Annotated in this window: 23 protein-coding genes; 18 read left to right on the top strand and 5 right to left on the bottom strand. The window is 71.3% G+C overall.

The features are described from left to right. Position 1: 1 nt before the first annotated feature. The 5 genes from WMF33_RS49580 to WMF33_RS49560 form a co-directional block, all read right to left on the bottom strand. Positions 2 to 931 (bottom strand): DUF4123 domain-containing protein, encoded by a 930-nt coding sequence (locus WMF33_RS49580; protein ID WP_437335109.1) that lies wholly within the window; start codon positions 929 to 931, stop codon positions 2 to 4. Next, positions 931 to 1,320: a PAAR domain-containing protein gene (locus WMF33_RS49575; RefSeq protein WP_437335108.1), complete on the bottom strand. Its 390-nt coding sequence runs from the start codon at positions 1,318 to 1,320 to the stop codon at positions 931 to 933. The genes WMF33_RS49580 and WMF33_RS49575 overlap by 1 nt, the downstream gene beginning before the upstream one ends. 56 nt (positions 1,321 to 1,376) lie before the next feature. Further along, positions 1,377 to 3,455: a type VI secretion system Vgr family protein gene (locus tag WMF33_RS49570; RefSeq protein ID WP_437335107.1), complete on the bottom strand. Its 2,079-nt coding sequence runs from the start codon at positions 3,453 to 3,455 to the stop codon at positions 1,377 to 1,379. Between the two features lie 133 nt (positions 3,456 to 3,588). Next, complete coding sequence (locus tag WMF33_RS49565) at positions 3,589 to 4,200, bottom strand: hypothetical protein (protein WP_437335106.1); 612 nt, start codon at positions 4,198 to 4,200, stop codon at positions 3,589 to 3,591. Positions 4,201 to 4,237: 37 nt separating this feature from the next. Further along, the gene (locus tag WMF33_RS49560) at positions 4,238 to 6,640 is read right to left on the bottom strand and encodes a DUF2169 family type VI secretion system accessory protein (protein WP_437335105.1); all 2,403 of its coding nucleotides are present in this window, start codon (positions 6,638 to 6,640) and stop codon (positions 4,238 to 4,240) included. A gap of 147 nt (positions 6,641 to 6,787) precedes the next feature. Between WMF33_RS49560 and WMF33_RS49555 the strand changes: the two genes are divergently transcribed. The 18 genes from WMF33_RS49555 to gspN all read left to right on the top strand — a co-directional run bounded on the left by WMF33_RS49555 (position 6,788) and on the right by gspN (position 24,865). Continuing rightward, entirely contained in the window at positions 6,788 to 7,168 is a 381-nt protein-coding gene (locus WMF33_RS49555; protein WP_437317088.1) for a (2Fe-2S) ferredoxin domain-containing protein, read from the top strand. Continuing rightward, positions 7,168 to 7,611, top strand: a complete 444-nt coding sequence (locus tag WMF33_RS49550; RefSeq protein ID WP_020742227.1) for a hypothetical protein — start codon at positions 7,168 to 7,170, stop codon at positions 7,609 to 7,611. The genes WMF33_RS49555 and WMF33_RS49550 overlap by 1 nt, the downstream gene beginning before the upstream one ends. A 2-nt stretch (positions 7,612 to 7,613) precedes the next feature. Then, positions 7,614 to 8,171, top strand: coding sequence for an isochorismatase family protein (locus tag WMF33_RS49545; protein WP_437335104.1), 558 nt, complete (start codon positions 7,614 to 7,616; stop codon positions 8,169 to 8,171). A gap of 127 nt (positions 8,172 to 8,298) precedes the next feature. Then, positions 8,299 to 9,711 carry a sigma-54-dependent transcriptional regulator gene (locus WMF33_RS49540; protein ID WP_129580924.1) on the top strand — a complete coding sequence of 471 codons (1,413 nt, stop codon included), beginning with the start codon at positions 8,299 to 8,301 and terminating at the stop codon, positions 9,709 to 9,711. Between the two features lie 208 nt (positions 9,712 to 9,919). After that, a complete protein-coding gene (gene gspC, locus WMF33_RS49535) occupies positions 9,920 to 10,894 on the top strand; it encodes a type II secretion system protein GspC (RefSeq protein WP_437335103.1) in 975 nt (324 codons plus the stop codon). Positions 10,895 to 10,990: 96 nt separating this feature from the next. Next, on the top strand, positions 10,991 to 11,236 hold the full coding sequence (locus WMF33_RS49530; RefSeq protein ID WP_061625808.1) for a hypothetical protein: 246 nt from the start codon (positions 10,991 to 10,993) through the stop codon (positions 11,234 to 11,236). A gap of 469 nt (positions 11,237 to 11,705) precedes the next feature. Continuing rightward, positions 11,706 to 13,928 carry a type II secretion system secretin GspD gene (gene gspD, locus WMF33_RS49525; protein WP_437335102.1) on the top strand — a complete coding sequence of 741 codons (2,223 nt, stop codon included), beginning with the start codon at positions 11,706 to 11,708 and terminating at the stop codon, positions 13,926 to 13,928. Further along, a complete protein-coding gene (gene gspE / locus WMF33_RS49520) occupies positions 13,925 to 15,703 on the top strand; it encodes a type II secretion system ATPase GspE (protein WP_437335101.1) in 1,779 nt (592 codons plus the stop codon). The genes gspD and gspE overlap by 4 nt, the downstream gene beginning before the upstream one ends. Positions 15,704 to 15,711: 8 nt before the next feature. Further along, on the top strand, positions 15,712 to 16,938 hold the full coding sequence (gspF, locus tag WMF33_RS49515; protein ID WP_020742220.1) for a type II secretion system inner membrane protein GspF: 1,227 nt from the start codon (positions 15,712 to 15,714) through the stop codon (positions 16,936 to 16,938). Positions 16,939 to 16,946: 8 nt separating this feature from the next. After that, positions 16,947 to 17,360: a type II secretion system protein GspG gene (locus WMF33_RS49510; RefSeq protein ID WP_061622493.1), complete on the top strand. Its 414-nt coding sequence runs from the start codon at positions 16,947 to 16,949 to the stop codon at positions 17,358 to 17,360. Positions 17,361 to 17,365: 5 nt separating this feature from the next. After that, on the top strand, positions 17,366 to 17,812 hold the full coding sequence (locus WMF33_RS49505) for a prepilin-type N-terminal cleavage/methylation domain-containing protein (RefSeq protein ID WP_437335100.1): 447 nt from the start codon (positions 17,366 to 17,368) through the stop codon (positions 17,810 to 17,812). A 22-nt stretch (positions 17,813 to 17,834) separates the two neighbouring features. Further along, positions 17,835 to 18,536 carry a pilus assembly FimT family protein gene (locus WMF33_RS49500; RefSeq protein WP_437335099.1) on the top strand — a complete coding sequence of 234 codons (702 nt, stop codon included), beginning with the start codon at positions 17,835 to 17,837 and terminating at the stop codon, positions 18,534 to 18,536. Further along, complete coding sequence (locus tag WMF33_RS49495; RefSeq protein WP_437335098.1) at positions 18,536 to 19,213, top strand: type IV pilus modification PilV family protein; 678 nt, start codon at positions 18,536 to 18,538, stop codon at positions 19,211 to 19,213. The genes WMF33_RS49500 and WMF33_RS49495 overlap by 1 nt, the downstream gene beginning before the upstream one ends. Further along, entirely contained in the window at positions 19,210 to 19,929 is a 720-nt protein-coding gene (locus tag WMF33_RS49490) for a type II secretion system protein GspJ (RefSeq protein WP_437335097.1), read from the top strand. The genes WMF33_RS49495 and WMF33_RS49490 overlap by 4 nt, the downstream gene beginning before the upstream one ends. A 3-nt stretch (positions 19,930 to 19,932) precedes the next feature. Beyond that, complete coding sequence (locus WMF33_RS49485) at positions 19,933 to 21,429, top strand: general secretion pathway protein GspK (RefSeq protein WP_437335096.1); 1,497 nt, start codon at positions 19,933 to 19,935, stop codon at positions 21,427 to 21,429. A 27-nt stretch (positions 21,430 to 21,456) separates the two neighbouring features. Next, complete coding sequence (gene pilM, locus WMF33_RS49480) at positions 21,457 to 22,971, top strand: type IV pilus biogenesis protein PilM (RefSeq protein ID WP_437335095.1); 1,515 nt, start codon at positions 21,457 to 21,459, stop codon at positions 22,969 to 22,971. Continuing rightward, positions 22,968 to 23,570 carry a type II secretion system protein GspM gene (gene gspM / locus WMF33_RS49475; protein WP_437335094.1) on the top strand — a complete coding sequence of 201 codons (603 nt, stop codon included), beginning with the start codon at positions 22,968 to 22,970 and terminating at the stop codon, positions 23,568 to 23,570. The genes pilM and gspM overlap by 4 nt, the downstream gene beginning before the upstream one ends. After that, on the top strand, positions 23,567 to 24,865 hold the full coding sequence (gspN, locus tag WMF33_RS49470) for a type II secretion system protein GspN (protein ID WP_437335093.1): 1,299 nt from the start codon (positions 23,567 to 23,569) through the stop codon (positions 24,863 to 24,865). The genes gspM and gspN overlap by 4 nt, the downstream gene beginning before the upstream one ends. Positions 24,866 to 24,925 lie beyond the last annotated feature (60 nt).

The following is a 24,925-nucleotide window of genomic DNA, read 5'->3' as shown; positions in this document are numbered from 1 at the left end:
GTCATCCCTCGGACGGCGCGTCCGCCGTCCCCAACGCCCTGGCGGACCGCTTGGCCGTCGCGAGCTCGGCGTCGATGCTCGCGAGGCCGTGGTCGGGGACCTCGTAGAGGATGCGCTCATTGGCGCCGAGCATCTCCTCGATCTGCAGCGGCGTGCACGTGGGAGCGAAGACGTTCATCACGCCGGGATCGTAGAACCTGAAATAGACACGCTCGCCCGACGTCTCCAGCTCCACCATCAGGAACCGCCGGAAGTGCCGTCGGACCTCGCGAAACGGCTCTCGGCTCGTGCAGTAGATCCCCCAGCGCCTCCCCCAGCCCTCGAGCACAAGCCGCGACAGCAGCGTCGAGCTCACATCCATGGGGCCGGCCAGGTACGGCGCCACGTCCTCCAAAGGCTCGCCGGGAGTCCCCTCGTAGAGCGACTGGTGGCGCTCCACCGACTCTCGCAAGAGCTCCAGGATCCGGTCGTCACGGGCAGCGTCGAGGACCGCGTAGAGGGGAACGCGCGAGGACTCGTCACGCAGCCTCTCCAGCGCTCGCTCCGCGAGCCCCTGGCGCATCGCTCGACGGCGCCGCTCGTCCTCGTCGACCTCGTCGTCTTCCTCGTCCGGCGGCGGCGTCTGGGCCTCGAAATAGACCATGAAATCGGCTTCGCCTGCGCGGATCCAGGCCCCGTGCTCCACCTCGGCTTCGGCCACCGGCGCGCCGCCCAGCTGCGTGCCCGTCGCGCTCCGCAGGTCCCGGAGCGTGCAGCGCGCGCCGTCCCAGGCGAGCTCGAAGTGCACCGCCGAGAGCCTGGGGTCGTGCCGCACCGCGAGCTGCGCCATGTCCCCGCGCCCGACCCGCAGCGTACTGCCGGGGTCGATGGCGACCTTCGTGCCCGCGAGCTTCCCCCACCGGACCTCGACGATGCAGCGCGGCGCCGGCATCAGCGCTTCCCCCGGTTGCGGCGCGCCTCGCGCTCCTTGCGCTTGCGCTCGCAGTCCTCGCAGAACGGCTTGTCCGTCCGCAAGGTCTCCGCCTGAGGGTTCGATCCGATGAGCACCGTCGGACACCCCTTCACGATCACCCCGCCGTGCGACGTGGGATCCCCCATCCGCGCCGCATCCTTGTGGCCGATGATCACCGTGGGCTCGCCCGCCGAGATGCTGTCGATCGCAGGGACGCACTGGGCGCTGTCGCCGACGCGCGCGGCGGGCTGGAAGCCGATCAGGACGGTCCCCTCCCCGCTCAGGACCGGGCCGCCGACGTGCGGGACCGGTCCGGGCTCGACCATCGGGCACGTGTGCAGGTCGGTGATGCGTGCTGCCGGAGGCATCTCTCCTCTCCTCTCGTCTCGCGTCGAACGTTCGGTCGTGGACCATCCAGCGCCGATCACTGCCCTATCAGCGTCCGGCTCACGTCGTCCGTGACCGCCTCCGTCGCCTCGGCCGGCGCCTCGGGGCTCGCGCCCTTGCCGCTGCCGGGCGAGCCGCCGCTGTTGATGCGCACGACGTTGCCCCGGATGGTGATGCCGCTCGCGTCGATGCGAATGAACCCGCCCGGGCCCTTGAGCGTCAGGTCCTTCGCCGCCTCGATGACCAGCGCCGTACCGGCCGCGACGTGGATCTCCTCGGCCGCCGCGAGGGCGTGGCTCTTGCCCACGACCTCATGGCGATCTCCGCCCACGATCAGCGAGTGCGACCCGTCGATCTTCTGGTTGCGCTTCCCCCAGACGCGAAGGTGGCTGTTGCCCTCCACGCGCTCGCGCTTCTCCTGCTTGATGACGATATCTTGATCCTTGCCGACATAGACCTTCAGGTTGCCGAGCGTGCGCGCGTGCTCGTCGTTCTTCACGAGCAGCTGGCGATCGTGGCCGATGGTGATCGTCTCGTCGTTCTTGACGAGCCGGCGGCGGTTCTTCTCGGCCTGCTCCCAGACGAGCTCCTGCCCCTTCTGGTCCTCGAACATGATCTCGTTGAAGCCGCCGCCGCCCTGCGACGAGTCGCTCTTCCAGGTGCTCCTCGTCTTGTGATCCGGGAGCTTGTAAGGGACCTGCTGGGTGGCGTTGAAGACGCGCCCGACGACGATCGGCTGATCGGGATCCCCCTCGAGGAAGCCGACGAGGACCTCCTGGCCGACGCGGGGGATGACGATCATCCCGTAGCCCGTGCCGGCCCAGCCCTGGCTCACGCGGATCCAGCACGAGCTCGCGTCGTCGTGCTGCCCCTCGCGGTCCCAGGGGAACTGGACGCGGACCCGGCCGAACTCGTCGGTGTGTATCTCCTGCCCCGCGCGGCCCACGACCGTGGCGCACTGCGCGCCTTCGACGCGAGGCTTGGGGGTGCGGAGCGGAGGCAGGTAGGGGGCGTCCGTGAAGAGGGCGCGGCCCGACATCGACCACTCCTCGCCAGGGGTGCCGTCGATCGAGAGCTCGGTGACGAGCAGCCGCGTGCCGTCGGCGATCTCGGGGTGCGGATGGCCATCGACGCTGAAGACGACGCCGGGCCAGAGGTCGATCGTGTTCGTCTCGAAGGAGATCGCGCGGCGGTCGACGCGCTCGGCGCCGAGCGCCCGCTCGGCCAGCCGCGCGCCGAAGGCCTGCTCGTGACGCGTGGCCCCCTTGTCGTCCGCGGCCGGCGTGCCGCCGCCCCTGTCCGCGTGGATCAAGAAGGCGCCCGGCTGGTAATGGTATTGCTCGTACTTGTCCTCGGGCGCGGGCGCCTTCTGCGCCTCGCCGAGGAGGGGAAACGCCGGGCGGCGGAGATCATGGTCGCGGATCGTGTAAGCCCCCGGGCGGACCTCGTGCGAGAGCTGGACGTTGGCGACGAACTGCTGGTCGAGGGGTTGGCTCGGGTTGTCCGCGTAGGTCAGCGGCGCCCCCGCGCGCTGCGGGTTCTGGTGCAGGCGATCGCTCAGCGTCAGCCGAGAGCCCGCGCCCTCGTCGTCGGGGAAGGTGAACGCTATCCCGGCCTCCTCCCAGAGGCGGCACAGGAAGGCGTAGTCGCTCTCGCCGTACTGGACCCTGTACTCGAGCTTGGGATAGCGCCCCCGATCGATCTGCCAGACGGGCTGCAGGTTCCACTCCGCGAGCAGCCGGTCGGAGATGTCCGGGATCGTGAGGTGCTGGTAGATACGATAGTTGCGGCGCTGGGTGAGCAGCCAGAGATCCGGGACGATGCGCACGTGGTAGCTCGAGATGGCCGCCTGACCGTTGGTCGGCTGTACCGCGTGGACCTGCTCGACATAGCTGCAGATGCCCGTCCAGAGGCGGGTACCTGCGCCAGCATGAGACATGCCGCCGATGACGCGAAAGCGCGCCGGCCTGCCGATGATCGCCTCCAGGTCGATGGCGGGGCTCTCGGATCCTGCGAGGACCGAGACGGTGAACAGGCTCGATACCGCCTCCTGCACCGAGAACCGGCGCACGGAAAGCGGGCCCTCGCCACACGCAAAGGTCACCTCGAGACGCATCGACGGGCTCTCCTTCGTTCAGCCGGCGAGGACCTCCCTCACCCTGTGCCAGGCTCACCGGTCGGGGTCGAAGGGTATGCGATCCGCCGCCGCCATCGGAACAAGAAAACGGGCGTGCTCGACGGCAGCGCGCTCAGCTCCTGGGCAGCCGCAAGAGCTCCGCGGCCGCCGTCCTGAAGATGCGTTCGCAGGCCCCCCACGCGAGCTCCAGCCTCGCGCGGACAGCCTGGACAGCCGCCTCCACCCTCGTCCGCTCGCGCGCGTTTCCCTGGACCTGCTCGAGCAACCTCTGGAGCGCGCCAGGGTCCTCCGCCGCGCGTGTCATATGGAAGAACGCCCTCCGGACGCGCGTGATGTCGGGCGTGAGGTCACCCTCGTTGAGATAGGATCGCGTGCGCGCGATCTTCGTGAACAGGCGGACCACGGCGCCCTGGAACTCCTGCGCGTACATCGAGTAGGCGTCGTTGTTGGCGTCTCCGCCGAGATAGGTCGCCGTCTGGAGCGATTCTCGCAGATCCCTCAGGGCCGCATCCTCGAGGAACGCCGTCAGGAGGCTCGATGTCAGCGGCATGCGTTTGCGCATCCAGTCGTCCCGCGCCGCTCTGCTGTGGATGAGGGTGACGAGCGGAGCCGAGCCAGCCGAGCCGCTGGCGAGCTTCTCGCGCGCATAGGCGGTGAACCCGGCCTCGAACGCGCCGTTCATCTTGGCGACGATGTTGTTGAAGACGTGATCCCCCTTCGACATGCCGGCCTCCCCATCGCTGCGGCCGCGCGCCCGCCCGTCACGCGCGCGGCGCCGCCATCAACCTCCCGAGCGCCGTCACCTTCAGGGCCGCCGGGTGCGTCTCGTACTGATCCTCCTGCAGCTCGAGCGTCGCGATCAGCCTCGCCCTGAACCGCGCCTGCATCGGCAGCCGCTTCGCCAGATCCTCGGGCAGGTACGCCGGCACGTGCTTCGACGAGCCGCCCACCTGCAGCAGCGCGCGCAGGTGCACCGCCCCGAACACCGCGCGCCGCTGGTAGCATCGCCGCTCGAGGAGCACCCGCTCCGCCTGCTCCCCGAGGTACCCCTGCGGCACCGAGCGCTTCACCCGCGCGAAGGCGTCCTCGATCCGCTGGGTGAGCCCCTCGGCCACCGCCGGCGGGCAGAGCAGGTGCGGCATGCTCAGGAAGCCCTTCGCCTCCTCGACCGCGGCGCTCAGCGCCTCGTCCCCGGCCGCGAACGCGGCCGCCGTCGTCATCGTCGCCTTCAGCCGCTCGAGCTCGTCGAGCGGGAAGTGCAGCTCGCCGGCGAGCAAGGCCAGCGGCGGCACGAACTTCCCGTCCTCGCGGACCGCCCGCTCGAGCGCCCTGCTCAGCTCCGCCTCGTCCGCCGCCTCCCCGCGCGCGAGCACCTCGAAGACCTCGCGCCGATCCTCGACCGCCATCGGATCCCTGACGATCGCCGGATCGTCGGCCTCCGCGTCGAGCGGCCGCGCCTCGAGCTCGCGGAGGACCCGCTGAAACGCGGGCTTTCGCCGTATCCGCGGCACCTCGTCGGGGTCGTACCAGATGAACTGCAGCGCCGGGGCGCCCTCGAGGCGCGGCGTCGCCGCAGGCGCCGGGCGCGCGGCCGGCGCTGGCTCGGCCCGGACGACCTCGGGGGTCGCCACGTGGGCGGCGAGCTGCCCCACCGTCATGGGCGGCGGCTGACCCGCGCGCGGCTCGACCGACCACGGGTTGCTCTCGCGAGCCGGAGGGATCGCCTCCATCGGCGCTGGCGCCACGACCCTCGGCGGCGGAGGCGGCGGCGACGGAGCGAAGAAGGCGTCCGGATCGTCGCTGCCCGTGCGCGTCCGGAGGGAGGGAGGCGGCGGCGCGGGCTGAGCCCCCGCCCCCCAGGACGGCGACGACTGGCCGAGCGACGGCGCGGAGCCCGGCGGCGCGGGCACGGCAGGCGGCGCCGCGCCGCCCCACCCGGACGAGGACTGCGCCAGCGGCCGCGGCGCGCTCTGCGCTGGAGGGCCGCCCGCGAAGCCGGACGCCTGACCCGACGGCGCGAACGGGAGCGCCATCTCCGCCGGCGGGACCACCCCCGGAGCCATCGTCCCCGCGAAGGCCTCGGCCTCGGCCTCGTCCTCGGCCGACGGCGCCGGCGGGACCGCCGTCTCCGCGACGTCGAGCCCCCGCGGCTGCGACGCCATCGACGCGCGCCCCACCGCGCCACCGGGCCAACCGGCCCCGGCCTGCGCGAGCTCGACAAGCACCCTCCCCCGCTCCTGCGGGTGCTCGATCGGGACCTGCGCGCGCCACGTCAGCGCGCACACCGATCGATCCGCGTCGATCCACAGCGTATCGCAGCGCAAGGTGAGCGGCTGCGCCGCGCCGCTCGCGCGCTCGAGCACCGCGCGCGGCCGGACGCCGGGCAGGCTCGCGACGAGGCGCGGGTGCTCCGGGTGGAGGTTCTCGAGCGCGATCTGCGCGTCGTCGCGCAGCTCCTTGATCTGCTGATCTTGCGGCGCGTGATTGAAGCACGAGAAGTCGATGTCTTCCGGGAGCGGCTGCTTGTACCAGTCCCTCAGCAGCCCCGGCGCCCCCTTGCGGCCCATCTTCTCGCGCCTCGACGGCCACGCCGGCGAAAGCGGTCCGAAGCCGATCGGCGCAATGAAATCAGACCGGGATGTGACGTTCACCCCGGGCGGCTGGAGGTTCGGGAGCATGAGCCGCCCTTGCGCGTCGTGCGTCCCAGGGCGCAACCCGACAGGGTTGAACGTGTCCGGCCCGCCCGCCGCGCGCTCGTACACCAACGGCATCCGAGAGAATCGTTGTCCTTCTTGGAGCGTGCCGTCGTGGCCAAAGGCCCGATCGCAGAACACCGCGATCGACTTGTCCACCTCGCCCACGCTGAGCCGGGCGATCAGCGAGCGCACGGGCTCCCCCCTCGGCGCGAACGCGTGCCCGACCAGCGCGACGTCTGCCCAGGGCTTCACGGGGACGAGATCGCAGGCGGCGCGGAGGCTCCGGCGGGCGTCGTTGTGCCAGTGCTGGTCGTCCTCGTGCGGCGGCTCCTGCTCTCTCGCGAGCGCCGCCTCGCCTGGTCGCAGCACGAACGTCGCTTTGCAGACGACGGTCAGCATCCAGGTCGCGGGGCGTGGCTGCCAGACGACCGAAGCGACCGGCAGCGGGCAGCTGGAGACGACATCCATGGCGGCGTTCGCCATCCTACACCCCGGCGAGGTCACCTCGTGCAACGGGCTCGCGGCCGAGCTCGCGAACGCCCCTCCCCCGCCCGCCCCCCGCGCCCCTCCGCCCCCAGCTTGACCTGGCGCCCGCCACGCACGAGGATCCGCCCCGTGCCCCAGCGAAAGCGCTACCTCTTCGTCTGCGTCAACCGCCGCCCGGACGGGGTCCCCAAGGGCTCCTGCGCCCAGCGCGGCGCCGAGGGGATCCACGCGCAGCTCAAGGCGGCCCTCGCCGAGCGCGGCCTCGCCAAGACCGAGGCGCGCGCCTGCACCGCGAGCTGCATCGACGTCTGCTGGGCCGGCCCCGTCATCGCCGTGGAGCCGGACGGCTACTTCTACGGGCGCGTGACCCCCGCGGACATCCCCGAGATCGTCGACGCCCTCGCCGAGGGCCGCCGCGTCGAGCGGCTCGTGCTCCCGCCCGAGGACTTCACCGAGGCCACGGCCGGCCCGCCGCTGCCGGCGCCGCCCCGCCGCCCGCCGGAGGCGTGATGCGCGGCTTCGAGTTCTGCGAGACCATGGCCGGGAGCTTCCACCTGGTCGAGTCCCCCGCCGACGAGCGGCCCATGTCGTTCACCATCCGCGCGCGCTCGCGCGGCCTCCTCGCCTTCCTGCGCAAGCCCGAGGTCGAGATCGAGGGCGAGATCGACGCCGAGGGGTTCGCCGACCACCGCTACCTCTCCGGGCGCCTCGGCCTCGACCTCGCGCGCACCGGCACCCTCCCCTACTCCTTCGAGTTCACCGCGAACGACGGCCGCCGCTGCGCGTTCGCCGGCCGCAAGACCGTGCGCCCGAGCGATCTGCTGGCGTCGATGACCGTCCTGCCCGGCGTGCTCGTCGGCGAGGGCGGCGCCGTGATCGGCGAGGCGCTCCTCCGCTTCGACCTGCGGAGCGACCTGCTCCGGTTCCTCAAGAGCTTCCGGACCACGAGGTAGCCATGCGAAGGCTCGAGCCCAGCGCGAGCGCGGTCATCGTCGTCGACGTCCAGGAGAAGCTCGCGGCCGCGATGCCGGCGCCCCAGATGGCCGCGCTGACCCGCGCGGCCACCCTGCTGATCGAGGCGGCGCGGCGGCTCGGCGCGCACGTCCTCGCGACCGAGCAGTACCCCGCGGGGCTCGGGCGCACCGTCGCGCCCCTCGCCGAGAAGCTCGCCCAGGCGGGCGCGCCGGTCATCCCCAAGATGGAGTTCTCCGCCTGCGACGCGCTCGAGTTCGAGCGCGCCTTCGGCGAGCGCGCGCCCCGCACCGCCATCGTCGTCGGCATGGAGGCGCACGTCTGCGTCTTCCAGACCGTCCGCGAGCTCGCCGCGCGCGGCGTCGCGGTCCACGTGCCGCTCGACGGCGTCGCCTCGCGCCGCGACGACCACCGGCTCGCCGGCCTCGACCTCTGCCGCGCCGCAGGCGCCACCATCACCACCGCCGAGACCGTCGTCTTCGACTGGCTCAAGGTCGCCGGGACGGACGACTTCAAGCACCTGTCGAAGCTCATCCGCTGAGATCGCCGCGATCTCCGCGGGCCGCGCGGCGCCCCGGTCGCCGTGTCAGTTTGTCAGCCGCCGGCTCGGACTTCGTCAGACCCGTGCTCTTCTGGACATGCCGCTGACGTTCGTGACACAGTGACGCATGGCTGACGATCTGGCACAAGTCGGAGCCCCCCCGAGCGCGCCGCCGCCCGCCGGCGCCGCGCCGCCGCCCGGCGCGCCGACGGTCCTCGTGGTCGACGACGAGCCGTCGAACGTCGCCTCGATCGAGAAGATCTTCCAGCGCGACGGCATGCGCGTCATCACGGCGGACAGCGCGAAGGCGGCGCTCGAGATCGTGCGCAGCCGCCGCGTCGAGGTGGTGCTCACCGACCTGATGATGCCGGGGGTCAGCGGGCTCGAGCTGCTCCGCGCGCTCAAGCAGCTCGCGCCCGACACCGAGGTCGTGATGATGACCGCGTACGGGACCGTCGAGACCGCGGTCCAGGCCATGCGCGAGGGCGCCTACGACTTCGTGGAGAAGCCGCTCAAGCGGATGACGATCATCAAGAGCGTCCGCAAGGCCGCCGAGCGCCAGTCGCTCGTCGCCGAGAACCGGTCGCTGCGGCAGGAGATCAAGCTGCTCACGAAGCGCGAGATCGTCGGCTCGAGCCCGACGCTCCGCCGCGTGCTCGACATCGCGACCCAGGCGGCGCCCTCGAGCGCCACGGTGCTCGTGCTCGGCGAGAGCGGCACCGGCAAGGAGCTGCTCGCGCGCTTCATCCACGAGCGCAGCGCGCGCTCGCGCGGGCCGTTCGTCGCGGTCAACTGCGCGGCCATCCCGGAGACCATCCTCGAGGCCGAGCTGTTCGGCCACGAGCGCGGGGCGTTCACCGGCGCCCTCGCGAAGCGCGACGGCCGCTTCGCCAAGGCGGCCGGCGGCACGCTGTTCCTCGACGAGATCGGCGAGCTCTCGCCGGCCGTGCAGGTGAAGCTCCTCCGCGTGCTGCAGGAGGGCGAGTACGAGCCCGTCGGCGGCGACACGGTCCGCGCCGACGTGCGCCTCGTCGCGGCCACCAACAAGGACCTCCGCGCCGAGGTCGCCGCGGGGCGCTTCCGCGAGGACCTGTTCTACCGGCTCAACGTGATCGCGATCACCGCGCCGCCGCTCCGGACCCGGCGCGAGGACATCCCGCTCCTCGTCGACCACTTCCTCGGCGTCTACTGCACGAAGAACAACCGCCCCCGCCTGGAGGCGCCGCGCGACGTGCTGGCGCGCCTGACCGACTACACCTGGCCGGGCAACGTCCGCGAGCTCGAGAACGTGATCGAGCGGGCCGTGGTGCTCTGCCGCGGCGACCAGCTCTCGGTCGACGACCTGCCCGACTTCATCCGCGAGGCCGCCCCCGCCGAGCCGAGCTCGCTCACCTTCTCGGTCGGCACCCCCCTCGACGAGGTCGAGCGCAGGCTCATCCGCGAGACGCTCCGCCACGCGCGCGGGGACAAATCCGTGGCCGCGCAGCTGCTCGGCATCTCGACCCGCACGATCTACCGAAAGCTCGGCGAGCTGGAGTGATCGCGCGCGCGCCGTCCGGCGGACGAGGCGCGCCCCGGCGCGCCGGCACCCCCGGCGAAAATCCATTTGTCACTTTGGCAAAGGAGGCCGCCCCGCGCGCCTCGGGTGCGTCACCTTGGCGGGGCAGCTTCCGTATTTCCGAGAAAAGGCGGGGGAACGGCCAGCGATTGACCCCTGGCACGAAACTCGCTTAGAGGAGCACGGGCGCATGGGCATCGACGCGATCCTGAAGCGGTATTTCCCCTGGGTGCTGGGCGCGCTGATCGCGCTCGCCGCCTATTTCCAGGCGTCGGGCATGGGTCAGCTCGTGGCCTCGAGCGTCGCGATCGACGCGCCGCCGGCGCCGGTGGCCGCGCCGCCGCGCCCCGGGTCGTTCGGGTCGACCGCGAGCACGGACCACGCGACGCACGCCGGGCCGATCCTCTCGCGCAACCCGTTCGACTCGGTGACGGGGCCGCTCGACGGCAAGCCGGTCGAGATCCCGAGCGTGCAGCAGGAGATGAGCAACAAGGATCCGTACGAGGATCCGTCGTGCGACGGCGCCCGCGTGCTGCTCATCACGCAGGCCGACGATCCCGCGTGGTCGTTCGCGGCGATGGCCGGCTCGGACGGCAAGGCGATCTTGCGGCGGCAGGGGGATGAGATCAGCGGGCAGACCGTTTACTACGTGGGGTGGGACCGGGTCTGGCTGACGTCCGGCAGCTCGCGGTGCCAGGCCATCGTGGGCGGCAGCAAGGCCGTCGCGCGCGCCTCCGCGGCGCCGACGCCCGTGACGCCCGCGCCGACGAGCACGTCGAAGTCGACCGCCCGCGGCGGCAAGAAGGTCCCGCCCGAGATCGCCTCGAAGATCCAGCGGGTGAGCGAGACGGAGTTCAACGTGGAGCGCAGCGCCGTCGACCAGATCCTCGAGAACCAGGGCGAGCTGATGCGCTCCGCGCGCATCGTCCCGGAAAAGGAAGGCGACAAGGTGGTCGGCATCCGTCTCTTCGGGATTCGACCGGACTCGCTGCTCGGGACGCTCGGCCTGGAGAACGGAGACCGGCTGTCCAGCATCAACGGGTTTGAGATGAGCGATCCGCAGAAGGCCCTCGAGGCCTATGCGCGGCTCCGGACGGCGGACCGGCTCACGGTGAGCGTCAACCGCAAGGGCAAGCCGATGAACCTCGACTACAACATCAAGTGAGCGCTGCGGACTGAATTCAAGGGATGAAAGCAGGGTAGTGGCATGGCGCGATGGATAGGTAGACTGGACGAGGGGAGCCTGCTGCGGCGAACGCTGATGTACGTCGGCACGTTCGTCCTCGGCTCACTCACGTTCGTCGGGGTCATGAGCCTGCTCCTCGTGTCGGTCGCCAAGACCGTCCTGCCGCCCCACGGCGCCGAAGGCGCCGCGGACGCGGCGGACGAGGCCGAAGGCGAGGCCGCCACCGGGGCGAGCAAGACCGCCCTGGGCAGGACATCCCGCTCGAAGCGGCCGCGGCCCCCCTCGCCGGCCGAGCGCGAGAGCGCGCCGAGCGCCGACTGAGCGGCGCCGCCTCCCCCACCCCAAAACCAACGCAGAGAATATCGAGTCGACTGATGGTGATGACGACCCTCGAGCGATCCTGCTGCCTCCGGAGGAGGCTCCTCGCCGCGCCGGTGGCGGCGCTCGTGTTCGCCGCGGCGGCCCCGCCGGCCGCAGCGCAGCCCGCGAACCGCAACGCCCCCGTGCTGCGCACCCCGGGCCAGGGCGCGCCGGCGCCCGGTCGCCCCGGGGTCCCCTCGGGACGCCGGCCGCCGGGGGCGCAGCCGCGCCGGGCGCGGGCGCGCCCGGGGCAGGCGCGCCGGGCGCGCCCGGGGCAGGCGCGCCGGGGGCGCCGGGCGCAGCGCCGGGCGACACCGGCGACGACCCGCTCGCCGCGGTCAAGCAGGGGGTCCAGGAGATCGAGTTCAAGCCGAAGCCCGGCGGCTACAAGGTCAGCTTCAACCTCGACGAGGCCGACCTGCCCGAGCTGGTGAAGGCGATCAGCAACATCACCGGGCGGCGGTTCATCTACGGCGGCAAGCTCCGGCAGATCAAGGCCACGGTGTACGCGCCGGAGAAGGTGACGGTCGCCGAGGCGTACAGCGCGTTCCTGTCGATCCTCGCGTCGAACGACCTCACCGTCATCCCCCACGGCCGCTTCCTCAAGATCGTGGAGACGCCCGGCGCGGTGTCGGAGACGACCCCCGTGTTCGGGACGGCCGCGCCCGTGCCCGCGGAGGACCGGTTCGTCACCCGCATGTACCGGCTGTCCCATATCGACGCCAACGAGGCGGGCGGCGTCCTGACCAAGTTCAAGTCGAAGGACGGCGACGTCACCGTCTACCCGCCCGGCAACCTGCTCATCATCACGGACACGGGCACGAACATCCAGCGCATGCTCCGGATCGTCGAGGAGATCGACGTCGGCGGCGCCGGCGATCAGCTGTGGGTGCAGCCGGTTCACTACGGCTCCGCCGCGGAGGTCGCGACGAAGCTGAACGAGATCGTCGACCCCAGGGCGGGCGGCGGCGGGGGCAGGCCCGGCAGGGGCGGCGCCCCCGGCGCCGGCGGCACCGGCGCGCGCATCATCGCGGACGACAGGACCAACTCGCTCATCATCACCGCCAGCGAGCCGGACTACCTGCGCGTCCTCGGCATCCTGAAGCGCCTCGACGTGCCGCAGACGGGCGAGGGGCAGGTCCACGTGCTCTCGCTCCAGCACGCCGGCTGCAAGGAGCTGTCCGCGACGCTGAACCAGGTCCTCGGCGGGAGCGCCGGCGGCGGCGGCGGCGCGGCCGTGGGCGGCAGGGGCGCGGCGCGCAACGCCCCCCCGGTGCCCGGCTCGACCGACGACATCTTCGAGGGGCAGGTCAAGGTCACCTGCGACGAGGCGAGCAACAAGCTCCTCATCACCTCGTCGCCCCACGATTACGCCCAGCTGCGCACCGTGATCGACCAGCTCGACGAGCCCCGGCGGCAGGTGTTCATCGAGGCCGTGATCATGGACGTGGACGTCAAGCGCTCGCTCAATTTCGGCATCGGCTACCACGCCGGCGCGCCGTTCGACGCCGCCAACGGCCAGGGCATCATCTACGGCGGGAACAACGTCGTGCCCTCGGTCGGCGGACTGCCGACCGAGCTCGGCGCGCTCGCGCTGGGCGTCCGCGGCGCCGAGATCCCGGGCTCGAGCAACATCTTCGGGACGGGCCTGTCGATCCCCGCGTTCGGCATCGTCCTCCACGCGCTGGCGCAGGACGGCGACTCCAACATCCTCGCGACGCCGCACATCCTCGCGACCGACAACGTGGCGGCCGAGATCTCGATCGGCCAGAACATCCCGCTCCAGACCAACGTGGGCGGCGGCGGGCTCAACCAGCTCGCGAGCCTGGCGGGCGGCGCGGCGGGGGCCGCGGGCGCGCTCGGCGGCCTCGGGGGCCTCGGCGGCCTGCTCGGCGGCCTCGGCGGCCAGGCCGCGCGCCAGGACGTCGGCACGAAGATCAAGGTCATCCCCCACGTCAACGACTCGGACCAGGTGCGGCTGGAGCTCACGGAGGAGATCTCGGACGCCGGCGCGCCGCTCGGGGCGCTCGGCGCGATCCCCATCAACAAGCGCACCGCGAGCACGACCCTCGTGGTCCGGGATCAGCAGACCGTGGTGATCGGCGGCCTCGTGCGCGACTCGATGCAGACCCGGGAGACCAAGATCCCGGTGCTCGGCGACATCCCGGTGCTCGGGTTCCTGTTCCGGCAGCGGGTCAAGGAGGTGGCGAAGACGAACCTCCTGCTCGTCCTGACGCCGTACGTCATCCGCGACCAGGAGGACCTCCGGGCGATCTTCGAGCGCAAGATGCAGGAGCGGCAGGAGTTCATCGACCGCTACTTCGTCTTCAGCGACAGCGCCGCCTGGGAGCCGCCGCGCGACTTCAGCCGGGCGAACGGGCTCGTCGAGGACATCCGGCAGTCGATCCTGACCGAGGAGGAGCGGGCGCGCCTCGAGGAGGAGGCGCGGCCGAGGAGGCCGCAGGATCACACGCCGGTCGAGCCGGTCGGGCTGCCGACGTTCGGCGGCAAGGCCGGCGCGGCCGCAGGGCCGATGGCCCCTGGTATGGTCGAGATGGACGGCGACATGCCCCCGCCGCCGAACGGAGCGCCGCCGCCGCCGCGCCCCGTGCGACGCCCGCCCGGCGGACGGCAGATGGAGCGCGTCGAATGAGCATGCAGCAGCAGCAGTACCTCGGCGAGATCCTGGTGCGGCGGGGCGTCGTCTCCGCGGAGCGGCTCGTGCCGCTCTTCGACACGGTCCGCGAGCGCGGTCAGCCGCTCGCGGACCTGCTCGTCTCGTCCAACATCGCCGACGAGGCGAGCATCGCGAGGGCGCTCGCGGAGGAGTGCGAGGTCGGCCTCCTCCCGCGCATCGACATCGACGCGGTGCCGCTCGAGCTCGCGAGCCGGGTGCCGATCACGTACGCCAAGCAGCACAAGATCCTGCCGCTCTCCGAGCACGACGGGGTCGTCTACTGCGCGGTCGCCGACCCCCTCGACACGACCGCGATCGACGACGTGCGGGCGCTGTTCGGCAAGCCGGTCGAGATCGCGGTCGCCACGAGCGACGCGGTGCTGAACGCGATCAACCGCATCTGGGAGCGCAAGGAGGACGGCGGCACGAAGCTCGAGGGCGACCAGGCGCTCGAGGAGGACAACCTCGTCGACATCATCGACTCGGACGACGACGCCCCGATCATCGCCTGGGTGAACGGCCTCTTCGCGCAGGCGGTCCGCGAGCGGGCGAGCGACATCCACATCGAGCCCGAGGAGCGCGACGTCGTCGTCCGCTACCGGATCGACGGCGAGCTCTACGTCGCGAAGCGCGCCTCGAAGCAGTTCATGGCGCCGATCATCGCCCGCGTGAAGATCATGGCGTCGCTCAACATCGCCGAGAAGCGGCTCCCCCAGGACGGCCGCATCACCCTGAAGATCGCGGGCAAGAGCGTCGACATCCGCGTCTCGACGGTGCCGACGAGCCGCGGCTTCGAGCGGATCGTGATGCGCATCCTGCACAAGGCGTCGGTCCTGCTCGGGCTCGACGACCTCGGCTTCGCCCCGCGCGAGTACGCCCTCATGGACGGGCTCATCCAGCGGCCGGACGGCATCATCCTCGTCACCGGCCCGACCGGCAGCGGCAAGACGACGACGCTCTACGCCTGCCTCAACCGGATCAACGAGCCGAGCCGGAACATCCTCACCGCCGAGGACCCGGTCGAGTACGAGATCGGCGGCATCCATCAGATCCACGTCCACCCCGGGATCGGGCTCACCTTCGCCTCGGCGCTCCGCGCCTTCCTCCGCCAGGATCCGGACGTCATCATGGTCGGCGAGATCCGCGACAAGGAGACGGCCGAGATCGCCATCCACGCGTCGCTGACCGGCCACCTCGTGCTCTCGACCATCCACACGAACGACGCGGCCGGCGCCGTGACGCGCCTCGTCGAGATGGAGATCGAGCCGTTCCTCGTGCGGAGCAGCGTGATCGGCATCCTCGCCCAGCGCCTCGTGCGCCTGCTCTGCTCGGCGTGCAAGATCCCCTACCGCCCGTCGGACTACGAGCTCCAGCAGCTCGGCCTCGACCAGGACCGGCTCGCCTGGAAGGCGCGCCGGAAGCTGTCGAACCGCTACAGCGTGCACGGGCAGAAATACGACTACATCGGGCAGGACATCGACCGGGCCGTGTTCTACAAACCGGGCGGCTGCGACGCCTGCAACCAGAAGGGCTTCGTCGGCCGGCGGGGCATCTACGAGCTGATGGTCATCGACGACGCGGTGGGCCCGCTCATCCTGAAGAGCGCGGACGCGCAGACCATCAAGCGGGTCGCCATCTCGCAGGGGATGGATACGCTCCGCGACGACGGGGCACGAAAGGTGCTCCTGGGCATCACCACCGTCGAGGAGGTCCTCGCGGCGACGCAGGAAGACGTCATCGTCGACGAGTAGGGAAGGCCGTGGCGGTATTCGAATACAAAGGCATCCTCGTCGGCACCGGCAAGCCGGTCAAAGGGGTCCGCGACGCGGAGAACGCGAAGGCCCTGCGGGCCGCCCTGCGCAAGGACGGCATCATGCTCACCGGCGCGACCGAGGAGCAGGCCGCGAAGGCGAAGGCGAAGCGCGATCTCAAGCTCTTCGCGTTCGCGGGCCGCCCCTCGACGTCCGAGGTCGCCATGATGACCCGCCAGCTCGCGACGCTCATCGGCGCCGGCATCCCGCTGTTCGAGTCGCTCAACGCGCTCATCGAGCAGGTCGAGAAGGAGTCGCTGAAGCGGACCCTCACGCAGGTGCGCGAGCAGGTGCGCGAGGGCACGAGCTTCGCGAAGGCGCTGGAGGGGCACCCCACGGTCTTCCCGCCGCTCTACGTCAGCATGGTGCGCGCCGGCGAGGCGTCCGGCACGCTCGAGGGCGTGCTGCTCCGCCTGACCGTCTTCATGGAAAACCAGGCGAAGCTCGTGGGCAAGGTGACCGCGGCCCTCGCCTACCCGGCGCTCATGGCGATCATCGGCATCGGGCTCATCTCGGTCCTCATGATCGCGGTCGTGCCGAACGTGAAGGACATCTTCTCGTCGATGGACCAGACGCTGCCCTGGTACACCTCGGCGCTCATCGGCACCTCGGAGTTCGCCGCGAGCTACTGGTGGCTCGTGATCGTCCTGCTGGTCGGCGCGGTGTACGGGTTCCGCCGCTGGCTGCGCACGCCGAAGGGGCGCCTCCGCTGGGACACGTTCGTGCTGGGCGCGCCGATCTTCGGCAAGCTCATCCAGATGCTCTCCATCGCGCGCTTCGCGCGGACCCTCGCGACCCTGCTCTCGTCGGGCGTCGCGCTCCTCAGCGCCATGGACATCGTGCGCAGCGTGCTCGGCAACGCCGCCCTGGAGAAGGTCATCGCCGACGCGATCGGGTCGATCCGCGAGGGCCAGAGCATCGCCGATCCGCTGAAGCGCAGCGGCCGGTTCCCGCCCATCGTCATCCACATGATCGCCATCGGCGAGCGGAGCGGGCAGCTCGAGGCGATGCTCGAGAACGTCGCCAACGCGTACGACTCCGAGGTCGAGACCCGCGTCCAGGTGCTCACGAGCCTGCTCGAGCCGCTCATGATCGTCATCATGGGCGGCACGGTCGCGTTCATCGCGATATCCATCCTCATGCCGCTCATGCAGATGTCGAACTTCGTCGGGTAGGGGGCTCCATGGGGCGCAGGAGGCAGCGAGAGAGCACGATCTTCTTCCCGTGGGAGCGCGGCGGCGGGCTCTTCCGCAGGAGCGGCATGGCGCGCGTGCGGCCGTTTGCGGCCGGCCTCGGGATGGCGGTCCTGCTCCTGCTGCTCGGCGCGCGCGAGCGGCGGCTCGTGGGAATTCGATCGACGCGCGCCACGTTGTCCGTCGTCCACGGGGCCATCACGCTGTACCGCGCCGACCACGAGCGGCGGTGCCCGGCTTCGCTGGAAGAGCTGAAGCGCGAGGGATACCTCGCGATCGATCCGGTCGACGCCTGGGGGAGGCCGCTCCGGCTCACCTGCCCTGGCAGGAGGGACCCGGAGGGATACGATCTGATGAGCGACGGTCCGGACGGCGAAATCGGCGGGCTTGACAGGGTGGAGTGAGGGACATGGAGACGAACAGGGCGAACAGGGCGAAGACGATTCGAAGGTTGGGCCGGGGACTCTCGCGGGGCGTGACCCTGGTCGAGGTCCTGATCGTGGTGACGATCATGGCGATCATCGCCGGCGGCGCCACGCTCGTGCTGTGGCCGAAGCTCGAGGCCGCGAAGGTCAGGAGCGCCTACACCGGCGCGTCGGTCATCAAGACCGCGGCGGATCAGTACCAGAACCTCGGCGGGGGCGGCGAGGGCTGCCCGACCCTGCAAGCGCTGGTGAGCGCGAAGCAGATCGACGCCAACAAGACGGACGACCCCTGGGGCCAGCCGTACCGGATCAAGTGCGAGGAGAGCGAGATCCGCGTCTACTCGCTCGGCAAGGACAAGAAAGAAGGCTCCCCGGACGACATCCGGGACAACATGAGGCAGTCCGAGATCAACAAGATCGCGGAGATGTGACGCCGACGCGGAGGGAGCGCCCATGACACGCCGCCTGCGCACGAGGGGAGTCACGCTGGTCGAGGTGCTGATCGCCGTCACGGTGATCGCGCTCATCAGCGGCTCGGTGGTCCTCGGCATGGGCGCGGTCACGAGCGCCCGGCTGAAGCGGAGCGCGGCGCTGCTCGCGGGCGCCGTGCGGGTCGCCTACGCCCACGCCAACGCGAAGTCCAAGCCGATGCGGCTCGTCTTCGACTTCGAGGAGCGGATGATCGTGCTCGAGGAGTCCACGGGCGAGCTCGTCGTCGAGAGGAACGACCGGACCGGCGGCGCCGCCGCGGCGACCGAGGCCGAGAAGGCGGCGGTGGCGGAGGCCGAGGCGATCCTGAAGGGGCCGCGCGCGCCGCGCCCGTCGTTCCAGCCGGCGAAGGCGTTCGGCTTCGACCCGTCGAGCGAGAAGCCCGGCAAGGAGCTCTCGAGCGGCGTCCGCTTCCTCCAGGTGGAGACCGGGCACCAGGACGAGGCCGCGACCGAGGGGCGCGCCTACCTCTACTTCTGGCCCGGCGGCCAGACCGAGCGGGCGGCCATCCAGCTCTCGCTCGGCGGCGAGGAGACCGAGGACTCCGTGATGACGGTGCTCGTCTCGCCGCTCACCGGCAAGACCGAGATCCGGCGGGGCAAGGTGAGCATGCCGCGGCCGCGCGACGACGCCGAGGAGTCGGAGCGCGAGGACACGGGGTTCTGATGCGCGCCCGCGGCTTCACCCTGCTCGAGATCATGGTGGCGGTGGCCATCCTCGGCCTCGGGCTCACCGCGATCCTCTCCGCCCAGGCCGGCGCCTTCTCGGCGGCGGCGCACGCGCGGAACATCAGCCTCGCGAACGGGCTCGCGCGCTGCAAGATGACCGAGATCGAGGAGCGGCTCGCCCGGGACGGCCTGCCGATGCTCGACGAGGCCGACAACGGGCCGTGCTGCGAGGGCGACGAGTCGACCTCCATCAAGTGCTCCTGGCGCATCGAGAAGCCGGAGATGCCCGAGCCCAAGTACGGCGATCTCGATCTCGACACGAACCTCGAGGGGCTCGGCCAGCTCACCAAGCCGGCCGAGTCGAGCGGCTCCGCCGCCCCGAGCGGCAGCCTCGACGACCTCGCGCAGTCGCTGGTCGGCGCGCCCGGCGGCGCGGGGGGCGGCGAGCCCGCCGGCGGGATCGCGGGGCTCCTGCAGCCGTTCATCGACATGCTCGCGCCGACGCTCCAGCCGATCTTCGAGGCGAGCGCGCGGCGGGTGACGGTCCGGCTGACGTGGCAGCAAGGGTCGCAGGAGCACGCGCTCGAGCTCGTGCAGTGGGTCACGGTGCCGCAGATGGGCCAGCCCGAGGACACCGGCGCGGGCGGCGGCACGGGCCAGGGAGGCGGGCAATGACCGCGACGGCGCGGACGGCGAGCTCGCTCCGCAGGCGCCGCCGGCGCGCGGGCGGGGTGACCCTGCTCGAGGTCCTCGTCTCGGTCGCCATCCTGGCGATCATCGGGACGCTCATCTACGGCGCGTTCGACGGCATGAGCCGGTCGCGCGCGGGCATCTCGCGCATCAGCGACCGCTACCACCAGGGCCGCGGGGCGATCGCCCGCATCTCGCGCGAGCTCCAGGCGGCCTTTCTGTCCCGGCACCAGCCGGCCGACAAGAACATCGCGGTGCGGCTCACGGCCTTCACCGGAGAGGACTCGTCGCCCGCGGATCGCGTCGACTTCACCGCGTTCGCGCACCGGAGGCTGCTCAGGAACGCGCACGAGTCGGACCAGTGCGAGATCGGCTATTTCGGCTCGCGCGACCCGGAGCGCGACAAGCTCGATCTCGTGCGCCGAGAGGCGAAGTTCATCGATCTCGAGCCGACGAGGGGCGGCGTCGTCAACGTGCTCGCCGAGGACATCGAGAGCTTCAATGTCCGGTACCTCGACCCCGTCACCGGGGAGTGGGTCGACTCGTGGGACTCGACGCAACCGGCGGCGCAGTTCGAGCGGCTCCCGTCGCAGGTGTGGGTGACGCTGGTCCTGAACGGCGGGCCGGGCGGGGAGCCCATCAAGTTCGAGACGAAGGTGCCCATCGCCATGCAGGTCCCCATCGCCTTCGGGGCCAACTGAGCCATGAGCCACCCGGAGAGCCCCCACGCCGAGGAGCGCGCCGCCCCCACCCCGCCGGGCGGGCGCGCGCGCCGCCGCCTCCGGAGGCGGCGCGACCGGCGGGGCGTGGCGCTGGTCATGGTGCTCGGCGCGATCACGGTGCTCACCGTGTTCCTGACCGAGCTCCAGGAGGAGACCTCCACCGAGCTCTCGGCGGCGCTCGCCGATCGCGACGCGCTCCGGGCCGAGTACTACGCGCGGAGCGCCGTGAACCTGTCGCGGATGCTCATCGCCTCCGAGCCCAGCGTCAGCCAGACGATCGGGCCGATGCTCGCGATCATCGGCCTCAAGGGGAATTTCCAGGTGCCGGTCTGGAAGTTCACCGACATGTTCCTCGGCCCGTTCAACGCGCAGCTCACCGAGCCGGGCGCGGCGCCGCCCGACGAGGCCGCGGCCAGCGCGGCGGCGGGCAAGAACCTCGGGCTCACCGGCGGCGGCCGCTTCGAGCTCAAGATCGTCGACGAGGACTCGAAGATCAACATCAACCGCGCCGCCGACGACGTGGGCGGCATCGCGGATCAGATCGCCGTGGGGGCGCAGCTCATCAGCCTGATGAGCCCCCCGCAGTACAACGCGCTCTTCGAGGAGCGCGACGGCGACGGCCAGTTCTCGGATCGCGCGACCATCTGCAGCGCGCTCGTCGACTGGGCCGACCCCGGCGACCAGACGTTCGTCTGCGACACGTCGACGAACGCCCCGAGCTCCACCGGCGCCGAGGACAGCTTCTACCAGACGGTCGGCCTCCCCTACGTGCGCAAGAACGCCCCCTTCGACTCGTTCGAGGAGCTGCGGCTGATCCGGGGCATGGGCGACGACTTCTGGGCGACGTTCGTCGATCCGGACCCGAACAACCCGGACAAGCGGGTGCTGACCGTCTGGGGCAACCGGAAGCAGAAGGTGAACGTGACGTCGGCGAACGCGCAGATGCTCCTCACGCTCACCTGCAGCGCCGACTTCGTGGACGTCGCGGCGACGCCGCTCTGCACCGACGTGAACCAGCAGACGGCGTTCCTGACCGTGGCGTCGCTCGTGCAGAGCATGACCGGGGGCATCCTCTTCCCCACCCCCAAGGATTTCGTCGACGCCATGACCCAGAAGGCCGGCAATACGCTCGGGGCGATGCTCGGCCAGCAGCTCAAGGCGATGGGCGTCGAGGCGGTGAAGTTCAAGCCGAACGCCACGAAGGCCCTCGGCAACAGGAGCAACTTCCTGAGCATCTATGCCGACGGCGTCGTCCCGGGGAACAAGCGTGAGACGCGCGTGCGCATCCACGCGGTGATCGATCTCACCGGGGCGACGAAGATCACCGATACCGATCCGAACAAGGATCCCGCTGGCGGTGGGGGCAACCCCAACCCGCGGAACGGCGGCTCGACCGGCGCCCCCCCGACGCCGGAATCGTACGAACAACAGGTACGGTCGAACCCCGCCGGGACGATCATCTACTATCGCATCGAATAGGACACCCCTCCGGGAAGAAGCGCGGAAATGCACAGGCTGCTCGGGATAGATGCTGGGAAATCCGTGGTGCGGACGGCGCTCATCCGCACCTCGTACAGGAAGGTCTTCGTCGAGGCGCTCGGCGAGGCGCCCATCACGGACGCGGTCTCCGAGGCCGAGGCGATCCGCGCCGCGGTGGGGCTCCTCCGCCCCGACGCCGCCGCGATCGCGATCTCCGGGGAGAAGTCGTTCTACCGCCGCCTCGACCTGCCCGCGGCCGCGCAGAAGGAGGTCGAGAACGTCCTCGGCTTCGAGCTCGAGGCCACGGTGCCGTTCGAGATGGAGGACGCGGTCTTCGACTACCGCCTGCTCAAGCGGCCGCCCAGCGTCGAGACGCTGCCGGTCTTCGCCGCCATCGCGCGCGCCGACGACGTGCGCGAGCGCATCGCCGTCGTGAAGGAGGCGCTCGGCTTCGAGCCGGAGCGCGTCGCGCTCGGCGCGGTGGCGCTCGCCAACCTCGAGGCCGTCATGCCGGAGCTCGCCTCGCCGTCGCCCGCCGGCGCGAGCGTGCCGATCGCGCTGCTCGACCTCGACCACCTCACGTCCGAGATCGTGATCCTCTCCGCCGGGGAGCCGGTCTTCGCCCGGACGCTGTCGCGGGGGACGGCCGGGCTCCCCGGCACGGCGCCGGCGCTCGCGCGCGAGCTCCGCCAGACGCTCGCGGCGTGGCGCAACCTCGGCGGCGAGCCGCTCGCCGGGATGTACCTCGTCGGCGGCGGCGCGAGCGCGCAGGGCGCCGAGGTGTTCCTGTCCACCCAGCTCGGCCTCACGATCCTGCCGCTGCCGGCGCCTCGGGTCGAAGGGCTCACGCCGGAGCAGGCCGCGGCGCTGCCCCGCTTCGCCAAGGCGCTCGGGCTGGCGCTCGGGCTGACGCCGAAGACGAAGGGGTTCAACCTGAGGAAGGGCGCGCTCGAGGCCGAGCGCAGCTACCCGTTCCTGCGCGAGAAGATCCCGATCCTCGCCGGCCTCGGCACCGTCATCGCGCTGAGCTTCGGGTTCTCCATCGTCGCGGAGCTGCGCACCCTGAGCGCCGAGCGGGAGCTCCTGCTCGCCTCGCTCGCGACCGCCTCGCACGACGTGCTCGGCGAGGAGACGAGCGACCCGGTGAGGGCCCACGAGCTGCTCGACCAGGGCCCCGGCGCGGCCGACGAGGACCCGATGCCCCGCGTCGACGCCTTCGACGTCATGGTGCAGCTCTCGAAGGCCGTGCCGAAGGAGATCACCCACGACGTGCTCGAGCTCGACGTGAACCGCGGGCACGTGACCCTCCAGGGCGTCGTCCCGTCGGTGTCGGACGCGCAGATCATCGCGGATCACATGAAGGAACACCGCTGCTTCCGCGACGTGAAGGTCGGGCGGACGAGCCAGTTCACGGAGGGCAAGCACAAGTACGTCCTCGAGCTGGATCTCAAGTGCGAGGACAAGAAGAAGAAGAAGACCGGCGCCGACGCGGCGGACAGCGCCTCGGCGGGCGCGCCGGAGAAGCCAGAGGGATCGCGATGACGCTCCGCGAGCGACTCGACAAGCTGGAGCCGCGCGAGCGCCGGCTCCTCACCCTCCTCGTCGGATTCCTGGGGGTGCTCGTGTTCCTGGCCGTGCCGATCGGGCTCGCGAGCGTCGCCTCCGGCAGGCGCGCCGACAACCAGGAGATCCGCGACCTGCTCCAGCAGATCTACGAGGCCTCGGGGAAGGTCAGCGAGCGGAAGGCGCAGAAGGACGCGCTGCTCGCGCGCTACGCGCGGCCGGCGCCGGCCCTCGCCGGCTTCATCGAGGACGCGGCGAAGCAGCAGGGGCTCACCGCGGCCGAGTCGCAGGATCGCCCCGACGTCCCGCACGGCAAGAAGTACACCGAGCGGGTCACGGTGGTGAAGATGCACAGGATCGGGATGCTCGGCCTCGCCAAGATGCTCGAGCGCATCGAGACCTCGGGCCACCCGGTCGCGGTGACGAAGCTGAACATCAAGCCGCGCGCCGGCGAGCCGGACTCGTACGAGGTGGAGCTCGGCGTCTCCGCGTTCGACCGGAAGGGCGACCCCCAGCCGGCGAGCCCCGCGCCGTCCGCGTTGCCGGCCGCCGACGAGCAGGAGGAGCAAGAGCCATGAAGGCGCGGCTCGTCAAGATCGCGAAGTGGGCGGCCTACCCGCTCTTTTACCTCTTCTGCCTGGGCCTCTTCGGCTACCTCACGTTCCCGTACGACCGGCTCAAGGACCGGCTGATCGCCGAGTTCGATCGCGCGCAGCAGAAGCGGGGCTCCGGCCCGCCGCAGCGCCTCGAGATCGACGAGCTCGACGCGTACTGGTTCACGGGCGTGGAGATGAAGGGCGTGCGGCTCATCCTGCCGCCGAACGAGCCCGGCTCGGGCAGGCCGACCGGCGCCGCCGCCTTCACCTCCACCTCGGGCGACGCCGCCAAGGACAGCGCGCCGAAGCCGAGCGTCATCGAGATCGAGGAGGCGCACGCCCGGGTGAAGATCCTGCCCCTCCTGATCGGGCGGATGCGGGTCTCGTTCTGGGCGAGCGTGTTCGGCGGGGAGGTCGAGGGCGTGGTCCCGATGGGCAAGTCGGGCGGCGACGTGCACGTCGAGGTCGCGGACGTGGAGCTCGCGCAGGTGGGGCCGCTCGGGGACATCCTCGGCCTGCCGATCGCCGGCACGCTGAGCGCGAACCTCGATCTCAGCGCGCCCGACGGCAAGTTCAACAAGGCGAGCGGCGCGCTCGAGGTCTCGGCCAAGGAGGTCTCGGTCGGCGACGGCAAGACGAAGATCCAGGGGCTCATCGCGCTGCCCGAGGCCAAGCTGGGCGAGCTCGTCCTGTCGGCCGAGGCGAAGGACGGCGTCCTCAAGGTCACGAAGATGTCCGCGAACGGCCAGGACCTCGAGCTCGACGGCGACGGCAAGGTCACCATGCGCGAGCCGTGGAACAACTCCACGGCGGACCTCTACGTCCGCTTCAAGTTCACCGACGCCTACCGGTCGAAGAACGACCTCACCAAGTCGCTGCTCGGCGCGCCGGGGTCGAACGTGCCCGGGCTGATCGAGATGCAGCAGCCCAAGATGAAGCGGTCGAAGCGCTCGGACGGCTTCTACGGCTGGCACGTCCACGGCGTGCTGAAGCGGCCGCGGTTCGATCCGCACGCCGCCGACTCGCCCGCGGCGCGGGGCCGCGGCAAGGCCGACGCGCCGAGCTCGGCCGCGACCACGAGGAAGCCCGGCGGCGTCAACATGCCCCTCGGCCCCTCGGAGGCCCCGGCGCGGGACAGCGAGGAGCAGGGGAGCCCGCCGCCGGCGATGCCCCCGCCGATGCCGCCGCCGCCGTCCACCGAGGACGAGTCGCCCGAGCCGCGGGCGCGGCCGACGCCCGCTCCGCCGGCCGAGGGCGATCCGCCGCCGCCGGAATAGGGCCTGGACCTCACGCGCCAGGGGCGAGTAGGACCTGGACCTCACGCTCCAGGGACGGGT

This window comes from Sorangium sp. So ce394 (assembly GCF_051474665.1).
GTDB classification, from domain to species: Bacteria; Myxococcota_A; Polyangia; order Polyangiales; family Polyangiaceae; genus Sorangium; species Sorangium cellulosum_D.
This window is presented reverse-complemented; position numbering and strand designations above follow the sequence as displayed.

Bases quoted from the DNA above. Each gene is read 5' to 3' on its own strand.
- WMF33_RS49580 (WP_437335109.1), bottom strand. From the start codon at position 931: ATGCCGGCGCCGCGCTGCATCGTCGAGGTCCGGTGGGGGAAGCTCGCG.
- WMF33_RS49575 (WP_437335108.1), bottom strand. From the start codon at position 1,320: ATGCCTCCGGCAGCACGCATCACCGACCTGCACACGTGCCCGATGGTC.
- WMF33_RS49570 (WP_437335107.1), bottom strand. From the start codon at position 3,455: ATGCGTCTCGAGGTGACCTTTGCGTGTGGCGAGGGCCCGCTTTCCGTG.
- WMF33_RS49565 (WP_437335106.1), bottom strand. From the start codon at position 4,200: ATGTCGAAGGGGGATCACGTCTTCAACAACATCGTCGCCAAGATGAAC.
- WMF33_RS49560 (WP_437335105.1), bottom strand. From the start codon at position 6,640: ATGGATGTCGTCTCCAGCTGCCCGCTGCCGGTCGCTTCGGTCGTCTGG.
- WMF33_RS49550 (WP_020742227.1), top strand. From the start codon at position 7,168: ATGCGCGGCTTCGAGTTCTGCGAGACCATGGCCGGGAGCTTCCACCTG.
- WMF33_RS49545 (WP_437335104.1), top strand. From the start codon at position 7,614: ATGCGAAGGCTCGAGCCCAGCGCGAGCGCGGTCATCGTCGTCGACGTC.
- WMF33_RS49540 (WP_129580924.1), top strand. From the start codon at position 8,299: ATGGCTGACGATCTGGCACAAGTCGGAGCCCCCCCGAGCGCGCCGCCG.
- gspC (WP_437335103.1), top strand. From the start codon at position 9,920: ATGGGCATCGACGCGATCCTGAAGCGGTATTTCCCCTGGGTGCTGGGC.
- WMF33_RS49530 (WP_061625808.1), top strand. From the start codon at position 10,991: ATGTACGTCGGCACGTTCGTCCTCGGCTCACTCACGTTCGTCGGGGTC.
- gspE (WP_437335101.1), top strand. From the start codon at position 13,925: ATGAGCATGCAGCAGCAGCAGTACCTCGGCGAGATCCTGGTGCGGCGG.
- WMF33_RS49510 (WP_061622493.1), top strand. From the start codon at position 16,947: ATGGGGCGCAGGAGGCAGCGAGAGAGCACGATCTTCTTCCCGTGGGAG.
- WMF33_RS49505 (WP_437335100.1), top strand. From the start codon at position 17,366: ATGGAGACGAACAGGGCGAACAGGGCGAAGACGATTCGAAGGTTGGGC.
- WMF33_RS49500 (WP_437335099.1), top strand. From the start codon at position 17,835: ATGACACGCCGCCTGCGCACGAGGGGAGTCACGCTGGTCGAGGTGCTG.
- WMF33_RS49495 (WP_437335098.1), top strand. From the start codon at position 18,536: ATGCGCGCCCGCGGCTTCACCCTGCTCGAGATCATGGTGGCGGTGGCC.
- WMF33_RS49490 (WP_437335097.1), top strand. From the start codon at position 19,210: ATGACCGCGACGGCGCGGACGGCGAGCTCGCTCCGCAGGCGCCGCCGG.
- WMF33_RS49485 (WP_437335096.1), top strand. From the start codon at position 19,933: ATGAGCCACCCGGAGAGCCCCCACGCCGAGGAGCGCGCCGCCCCCACC.
- pilM (WP_437335095.1), top strand. From the start codon at position 21,457: ATGCACAGGCTGCTCGGGATAGATGCTGGGAAATCCGTGGTGCGGACG.
- gspM (WP_437335094.1), top strand. From the start codon at position 22,968: ATGACGCTCCGCGAGCGACTCGACAAGCTGGAGCCGCGCGAGCGCCGG.
- gspN (WP_437335093.1), top strand. From the start codon at position 23,567: ATGAAGGCGCGGCTCGTCAAGATCGCGAAGTGGGCGGCCTACCCGCTC.